This is a genomic window from Streptomyces sp. NPDC048441 (assembly GCF_043200235.1).
Classification (GTDB): Bacteria; Actinomycetota; Actinomycetes; order Streptomycetales; family Streptomycetaceae; genus Streptomyces.
In genome coordinates this window covers 262,805-270,187 of record NZ_JBICXM010000013.1, presented here as the reverse complement: position 1 = coordinate 270,187, position 7,383 = coordinate 262,805, and the positions used below count along the sequence as shown (strand labels likewise).

The window sequence follows — 7,383 nt, the reverse complement described above, 5'->3', positions numbered from 1 at the left end:
GCGCGCGGTCTGCTCCGCAGACACGACGCGCCGCCGCTACGCGGCGGGAGATTCGGAGCGCTCCGCGCTCCGTTGGCCCTGCGGGCCGGGCCCGGATCGCTTCGCGATTCGGGCTGCTGGTATTCGCTTCGCGAATTCCAGGGTGAAATCCGCTCCGCGGTTTTCACTAGGGGCGGCAGCGGGAGGGGTGGGGGCTGGTTGGTGATGGTGGGTCAGTTCTGGGTTTTGCTGGGGGGGGTGACGGGGGGTTATTTTATGCTGCGAATCCGATGGCTGACACGTACTCGTACTGTCCCCATTGGGAGCCGAGGTCCACGATGATGTCCACCCATGCGGTGTCCAGGGCGTCGGGGTCTCCTGTCTCCCATGCGTGGATGACGTCGTCCCACTGGCGGACGTTGAGGCTGCGGTACTCCAGTACCCGCTGGAACCGCCGGTCGACGTGGGACTGGTTGAAGGGGTGGATCTCTACCCTGGTCCCTCCCCCGCTGTTCAGCCGGCGCAGGAGGTAACGGGCTACGTTCTGCCGGCGCACTGCCCGGTAAGCCGTCTCGATCTGCTGGAGACTGGCTGGAGAAGGACGGCGTTTACCCTCCAGCCAGGCCCTGACCGTGCGGTCGGTGACCATCAGGCCGGCCTGACGTGCGGCCTGGCGGGCGTGGCCGGTCCTCGTCAGGTAGTGCAGACGCGCCATGAGACCACGCGGTGCGGTGACGGGGGTAGCAATGTAGTTCGCGAGCTCGTCGAGCTGGCGTGCGACAGCCTCACTGCCCTTAATCCCCCGGGCCCCGTAATAACCGAAATCATGCGTCCTCTCCGGCACCCCGAACCCCCCCCCATCCACCAAGACCCGCCACCCCCACAATACCGCAACCATGCCACATACACCCGAAATTGAGACCATAAGACGACGTCATCGGACGACAGGGCCACGTAACCGGACCATAGGGCGACGTAACCGGTTGAGCGAATAGACGTAATCGGTTGAGCGAATACAGACACTCCGGTAAATGCTGTTCTGATTAATCCGCGACCCAGACTATGTGACACCCCCCCCTCGCCACCCGATACCTGCGTGAGCCCGGACGTCGCAAAGGGAACAGTCTGCCTAGAACAGAATGAAAACATGTGTGAAATGATGTCAGAACACAAGTAACTCTCTGAACCACTGCGAAGTTCAGGCGGGAGACGAGGCAAGTGCAGAAGCTGATGCCACATCAGGTGATGGGCTGCGAGGCGGTTGTTCGGGCGTTGGAGGCCCCGGTCGGTGGTGGTGAGGGTGGGTTGCGGGCGCAGGTGCGGATGGCGTGTGGGACGGGTAAGACGCGGCTTGCGGTCGAGGTGGCGAATCGGGTGGCGGCGGGTGGGCGGGTTCTCGTGGTGGGGCCGACGTTGGAGTTGGTGAAGCAGAATCTGGTTGCGTTCTGTCGGGATGGTGGGCGTCGTGGGGCGATGGCTGCGGTGTGTTCGCTGGGGCCGGGTGATGAGGTGCTCGCCTCGTATGGTGTGTCGGCGACTACGAGTTCGGCGCAACTTGCTTGGTGGTGGCGTCAGTTGGAGTTGCAGGGGCATCGGGCGTGGACGGTGTTCACTACCTATGCCTCCATCCCTGCCATCGCTGAGGCGCATTCTCTGGATGTGCCGGGCATTCCGGCGTTGCCCGCGTGGGATCTGGTCGTTTCCGACGAGGCGCATCGTAGTGCTGGCACCACCACCTGGTCTCTGGTCAATGACCAGGATGCGGTGCCTGCTGTGCGGCGTCTCGCGCTGACCGCTACCCCCAGGATCTGGAGCATCCTCCCCCACCATGGCGACGGCGGCACCAGCGTCGAGGAGTCGGCCCGGCCGGGCGCCGAAGGAGATCGTGAGGCGCGGCAGGAGGCAGGGGGCGGGCGTGAGGTGGCGGAGCTTGGCGGGTATGAGCTGGGTGTACGGGTTCCCGTGGTGGGTGGGGAGCAGCCGCTGGCGTCGATGGACAATCCTGCGTGGTTTGGGCCGGTGGCTTATGAGCTGACGTTGCAGCAGGCCCAGGCTGCTGGGTTGGTTGCCAGGTTCCAGATTGTGGTCGCCGAGATTGATGATCCGGTGCTGCAGGAGGCTGTGGCGTTGGAGGGTCGGGCGGGTGAGCGGGTGCGGGGGTTGTATCTGGCTGCGCAGCAGACCGCGTTGTTGAAGGCTGCGCGGGAGTACGGGCTGGAGCGGGTGTTGGCGTACGCGAATCGTGTCGAGGATGCTGAGGCTTTCGCTGTGACGCTTGCTGAGCAGGCTGGGCGGCTGGGTGCAGCGGGTGTGGCTGTACCGCGGCGGGTGTGGGGTGCGTCGCTGTCGGCCAAGAGCACCTACGGTGAGCGGCGCATCGCGTTGCGGGAGCGGCTTGTCTCGGGTCGCGGCGGGGATGGGCGGGAGGTCGATTTGAGTGTGGTCGCCTCGGTTCGTCTCCTGGGTGAGGGTGTTGATGTGCCGGCGGTCGATGCGGTCGCGTTCATCGATCCCCGTCAGGGTGCTGTCGATTTGGTCCAGTGTGTCGGCCGCGCGTTGCGTATCCCTGCCGAGCAGCGTGAGGCGGCGCAGCAGAGTTCGTGGGGCAGAGGGTCGGAGGTGGTGGGGGTTGCGGAGAAGGTTGCCACCATTGTGGTGCCCGTCGTGCATCTCGAGGCTGGTAGTCGGGGTGATCTGTATGGGCCGGCTTGGGATGGTGTTGTGGCTCTGCTGCGTGCGCTGCGTGCGCACAGTGAGGCGGTGATCGACCAGCTGGCTACCCCTCGCACGGTGCACCAGGCGCAGTCGGCCGGTGGTTGGGAGGGGGCCGGTGAGGGTGGAGGGAAGGGGGTTGTGGGGGTGCTGCGGTTCGTTCTGGCCGAGCGTGACCCTTCGGAGGTGGCTCGGTGGGTGCGGCTTCGTGTGCGTGAAGGTCTCGACGGTGATGTTTCTCGTGCTCTGGCTGCCGCTCGCCGTTTTAGGGAGCGGACGGGGCATCTGAAGGTGCCTCGTGGTCATCGTGAAGGCGATGTCCTTCTCGGGGTGCAGATCGAGTCCTGGCGCAAGGCCTACCGGGCTGGCGAACTCGGTGGTCGGCTCGCGGGGCAGTTGGAGGAGTGGGGGATCGAGTGGGCGCCGCGGTCGGAGGGGTGGCAGGCCGTGTGGCGGGCCATTGGTGCGTACGCCGCCGGGCATCGTCATCTGCTGCCTCGCCGTGAGGAGACCATTCTGGTCGGTGGGGTGGTCCACGACATTGGGCGGATCATGACTGACTGCCGGCGGCCCGCTTTTGCCCGGCGGTGGCCGGTGCGGGTCGCCGGGCTTGATGAGCTGCGGGTGAACGGCCGTCCTGTGCCCTGGCGTGTGATGGGCTTGTGGGATGTGGCCTGGCAACGCCGTCTTGAGCTGATCGACATGTATCTGGAGGAGGGCGGGACGATCGGTGAGCTGCTTGCCGGGTCACGGCGGTATGGCGGTGAAGACCTTGGGCAGTGGGTGGGTGGGCAGTTGGGGCGGTGGGCTGTTCTGCGCCCTGAGCAGCATCAGGCGCTGCGTCAGCGGGGCATCGGCACTGTCCCGGGCGGCGCGCGGCGGGGAACGGTCGAGGCCGGGGGCACGGAGAGCACTCTGGTGGACGGAGTGTCAGAGCCGGGTGTCATCAGCGGGGCGGGGTGGGTCGGTGAGGCGCAAGCAGGCGGGCCGGTAGTACGGCGGTACAGCCGTGCCGAGCGTTTCCAGTTCCTTGTGACCGCTGCCCGGCAGCATGTCCGCGAGGTGGGGCCTCTCGTGGATGGGGAGGGGCGGCATGTAGTCAACCCTGTATGGAGCACCGTCATCGACGGTGTCGAAATCCGGCTTCGTCAGCGTCTGCACACTGCCCGGCAGAGGCGAAGGGGGCTCACGGACGGACAGCTTGGGCAGCTCGCAGTCCTCGGGCTCGTGTGGGCTGGTGACGAGCTCGAAGGGCGCCGTGCGGGCAGCGAGAGGGAGTGCTGACTTCTTCGGGGTGTTGTCGGATGGCAGGTCAGGCGGAAGCCCGTTGTCTGCGAGGCAATCGTCGATGAGTTCGGGATGGTGCTGGATACAGCACAGAGGCGTGACGCAGGACGTGTTCGAGATGTTCGTCGTCGGTGAAGGTGACGTCGGTCAGCGGGCCACGCCGTAGCAGTGGCCACATTCCCTCCACCGGGTTCAGGTCCGGCGAGCAGGAGAGGAGTTGCCCAATGGTGAGCCAGTCGTGTTCGGTGGCGTGCTGGCACATTCCGGCGGCCCGGTGAGTGTTGAGATTGCCCCAAAGTAAAACATTCAGGGCATCGAGCTGCAGGTGGGCGCGCACGGGCAGGTCGCGGTAGTCGGTCCAGGCGAAACGCTTGCGGTGCCGGTAGGGGCGGTGGATCAACCGCGGGGTCTCGCCGGTCTTGTTGCAGCACAGGGCGGCGATCGGGAAGCGGCGCCTGGACCGTCCTCGCACTCGTACCGCGGGCGTGTCTCCGCGCCGGCCCACGTGCCGACCCACGTGCGGGCGATGGGCGGTGTCATCGGCCCGGTCTCGTCCTCGAACACTACGTAGGCCCCGAAACGTAAGCCTCGAAGTGTCCCGGACGTGTGGTGTGTCGGTGGGCGTCGGCCCGAGCATAGTGATGGGTCCTTCATTGAGGGTGCCCTCCTCCACGAGCTCCAGCGCCGCACGTTCGGCGGGGGTGAACACCGTCTCCTCCCGCCAGGTCGCGACCAGGTGGAGACGCTGTGCGGTCTCTCCCCCCGCCTTTCGCGGCGTCCTCGGTGTGCATGTCGGCACAGAGGCTGCAGCCGTTGATCTGGCTGGTGCGGAGCGCCACCAACTCGGCCGTGGCGGCGGGCAGCACCGAGCTCTTGACGGGCCCGCCGGCGGCGGCGGCGTGCTTCGCCACCTTGGACGCGACCGGGGTGGAGGACATGTCGAGACGGGCATCCATAAAGGCCTCCGATTCCTGCGGTGTTCGCGAGGGCGTGTTCACCCCTGGTATGACGACGAGGCAGGAATCCGGTATGTGAGGCCACGGGCGGACGGCCTGTGCGGCAAGCGTCCGTCGGGTGCAGGGCTGGATCAGGGCGTGATATCGGGCAGATAGAGGTCCATCGAGACCATGAGCCGACGGAGGATCGCCCGGAGCTGGCGCTGCTGGGCGGGGGTGAGGGCTGCCAGGGCACGGGCCTCGACGTCCCTGGCGGCCGTCTGGGCGCGGTCGAGCAGGGCGATGCCGTCGTCGGTGATGGTCACGTCGACCACTCGGCTGTGGCCGGGGTTGGGCCGGCGCTCCACGAGGCCGCGCGCTTCGAGGTCAGCCAGGGCGCTGGACATGGCCTGGGCCGTGACGCCCGCCCGGTGGCCCATCTCGGCCCCGGAGAGCGCCCCCGGGTGCTCCAGGCCCAGCTGCGCGAGGGCGGCGAGCTGGGCGTGGGTCAGCGAGAGGCGGCGCAGCGTCCGTTCCAGCTGCTGCGACATGGCGTTGCTGACCGTGCGCATCAAGTACGGCAGGCGCTGACTGAAGTCCTGGGCCACGAACGTCCTCCTGGGTCCCGCATCGTCGTATGCCGGTTCAGAGTAGCAATCTCAATATCAAGTGTCTGATAAAGCACTTGATGCTGTGCACGATCCTGTGACACGTTTCGGTGCCACCAGGGGCTACCGGTGCGGCCCGTGCGGCTTGGATCCGAGCGGAGGACGCGATGACCGAGCAGGCGGAGCAGGCAGAGGGCATGGAGAACGCGGCCGGGGCGGGGGCCGGGGCGACGCTGCCGCCGGACGATCCCGCGCGGGAACTCACGGTCGTCCGGCCGCCGGACGGCGGGGTGCGGCACATCGCGCTGGCCGGGGACATCTACACCATTCTGGTCACCGGCGAGCAGACCGACGGTCGCTACTGCCTCATCGACATGCGCGTACCGCCGGGCGGCGGCCCGCCGCCGCACCGGCACGACTTCGAGGAGATGTTCACGCTCCTGGAGGGTGAGGTGGAGTTCCGCTTCCGGGGCGAGCCGGTGCGGGTGCGGGCCGGGGAGACCGTCAACATCCCGGCCAGGGCGCCGCACTTCTTCCGCAACATCTCCGACGCGCCGGCCCGGATGCTGTGCATGTGCACCCCCGCCGGACAGGACGAGTACTTCCTGCGGGTCGCCGACCCGGTGTCGGGGCCGGACGCCGCACCGCCGGAGCTGACCGAGGCCGAGCAGCGCGAACGCGGCCGGAGGGCCGCCGAACTCGCCGCGCAGTACCGCACTGAGCTGCTGTGAGCCCGGCCGCCCCGCAGCGGGAGGTCTACGGCATGCACGAGGTCAACGGCACACAGCTGCATGTGACCGAGCGCGGCGACGGCCGCCCGATGGTGTTGCTGCACGGCTGGCCGGAGACCTCGGCGGCCTGGCGGCACGTCGCCGGGCCGCTGAGCCGCGCCGGCCATCGGGTGATCACGCCCGACCTGCGCGGCCTCGGCCGCTCCCGGCGCGAGGTGGCGGGCTACGGCAAGGAGAACCAGGCCGAGGACCTCGCCCAGCTACTCGACGTGCTGGGCTGCCGCGCACCGGTGGTCCTGGTCGGCCACGACATCGGCGGAATGGTGGCCTTCGCCTTCGCCAGGCTGTATCCGGACCGGGTCTCCCACCTCGTCCTGGCCGATCTGGCCCTGCCCGGACTGGGGCTCGAACGGGCCATGGACGTGTCCGCGGGCGGGCGCTGGCACTTCGGGTTCTTCATGGCGCCCGACATGCCCGAACTGCTGATCGCCGGGAAGGAGCAGGACTTCTTCGACCGGTGGTTCCGCGATCTCGGCCACGCCCCCGCCGCCTGGGACCCCGAGCGGATCGCCACGTTCGTCGACGCCTACCGCGGAACGGAGTCACTGCGCGCCGGATTCGCGCACTACCGCACGCTCCTGGAGGACGCCGCCGCCAACCGCGCCTGGGCCGGGGCGGACCGCACACTCCCGATGCCGGTGCTCGCGGTCGGCGGCGAGTACGGCGCGGGAGACCGGCTCAGGCCGGCGCTCGCTCCGGTCTGCCCTCGGCTGAACTGCGTCGTCGTCCCCGGCAGCGGCCACTTCCTCGGCGAGGAGGCGCCGCGCGAACTCGTCGGGCACCTCCTCGCGTTCCTCGACGAATGACACGGGACGCGGCCTCGTGCAGCCAGCCGCGGTCGGCCAGTTTCCGCAGCTTCCCCGCGCAGCGGCTCCGGCTTGCCCCGCACCCCGGTGTCCAGACCGAGCTCGTCGCCGAGGTGGCGGACCGTGACCGGCCCGCCGGTCTTGGGCACCACGGCGAGGATGCGCTGATACTCCGGCGGCAGCACGGTCTGATCCACTCCCGGCTCACGGTCCGGGATCATCCACACCGTCCGGCCTCCCACCTGCGCAGATACCGGTGATGCTG

7 protein-coding genes and 1 pseudogene are annotated in these 7,383 nt (G+C 68.2%); 4 read left to right on the top strand and 4 right to left on the bottom strand.

Annotated elements, in window-relative coordinates; translation table 11 throughout:
* Positions 1-253: 253 nt before the first annotated feature.
* Positions 254-823 carry a transcriptional regulator gene (locus tag ACGFSB_RS29335; RefSeq protein ID WP_393405419.1) on the bottom strand — a complete coding sequence of 190 codons (570 nt, stop codon included), beginning with the start codon at positions 821-823 and terminating at the stop codon, positions 254-256.
* A 386-nt stretch (positions 824-1,209) separates the two neighbouring features.
* On the opposite strand from ACGFSB_RS29335, the gene ACGFSB_RS29330 reads away from it, so the two are divergent.
* Positions 1,210-3,975, top strand: a complete 2,766-nt coding sequence (locus ACGFSB_RS29330; RefSeq protein WP_393405451.1) for a DEAD/DEAH box helicase family protein — start codon at positions 1,210-1,212, stop codon at positions 3,973-3,975.
* A gap of 28 nt (positions 3,976-4,003) precedes the next feature.
* Here the strand turns inward: ACGFSB_RS29330 and ACGFSB_RS29325 are convergent, their stop codons facing one another.
* The 3 genes and pseudogenes from ACGFSB_RS29325 to ACGFSB_RS29315 form a co-directional block, all read right to left on the bottom strand.
* A complete protein-coding gene (locus tag ACGFSB_RS29325; RefSeq protein ID WP_393405453.1) occupies positions 4,004-4,378 on the bottom strand; it encodes a hypothetical protein in 375 nt (124 codons plus the stop codon).
* 258 nt (positions 4,379-4,636) lie between these two features.
* Positions 4,637-4,934, bottom strand: a pseudogene (locus ACGFSB_RS29320) (carboxymuconolactone decarboxylase family protein); the annotation flags it as partial.
* A 131-nt stretch (positions 4,935-5,065) separates the two neighbouring features.
* Entirely contained in the window at positions 5,066-5,521 is a 456-nt protein-coding gene (locus tag ACGFSB_RS29315) for a MarR family winged helix-turn-helix transcriptional regulator (RefSeq protein WP_393405417.1), read from the bottom strand.
* Between the two features lie 167 nt (positions 5,522-5,688).
* On the opposite strand from ACGFSB_RS29315, the gene ACGFSB_RS29310 reads away from it, so the two are divergent.
* Genes ACGFSB_RS29310 through ACGFSB_RS29300 form a run of 3 tightly spaced genes read left to right on the top strand, consistent with a single transcriptional unit; the run spans position 5,689 to position 7,378 of the window.
* A complete protein-coding gene (locus ACGFSB_RS29310) occupies positions 5,689-6,252 on the top strand; it encodes a cupin domain-containing protein (RefSeq protein WP_393405415.1) in 564 nt (187 codons plus the stop codon).
* Positions 6,249-7,118 carry an alpha/beta fold hydrolase gene (locus ACGFSB_RS29305; RefSeq protein ID WP_393405413.1) on the top strand — a complete coding sequence of 290 codons (870 nt, stop codon included), beginning with the start codon at positions 6,249-6,251 and terminating at the stop codon, positions 7,116-7,118. Before ACGFSB_RS29310 ends, ACGFSB_RS29305 begins: the two co-directional genes overlap by 4 nt.
* Positions 7,115-7,378: a hypothetical protein gene (locus tag ACGFSB_RS29300; protein ID WP_393405410.1), complete on the top strand. Its 264-nt coding sequence runs from the start codon at positions 7,115-7,117 to the stop codon at positions 7,376-7,378. Before ACGFSB_RS29305 ends, ACGFSB_RS29300 begins: the two co-directional genes overlap by 4 nt.
* Positions 7,379-7,383: the final 5 nt, after the last annotated feature.

Excerpts from the sequence above, each read along its gene's own strand:
- ACGFSB_RS29310 (WP_393405415.1), top strand. The coding sequence starts at position 5,689 with ATGACCGAGCAGGCGGAGCAGGCAGAGGGCATGGAGAACGCGGCCGGG.
- ACGFSB_RS29300 (WP_393405410.1), top strand. The coding sequence starts at position 7,115 with ATGACACGGGACGCGGCCTCGTGCAGCCAGCCGCGGTCGGCCAGTTTC.
- ACGFSB_RS29330 (WP_393405451.1), top strand. The coding sequence starts at position 1,210 with ATGCCACATCAGGTGATGGGCTGCGAGGCGGTTGTTCGGGCGTTGGAG.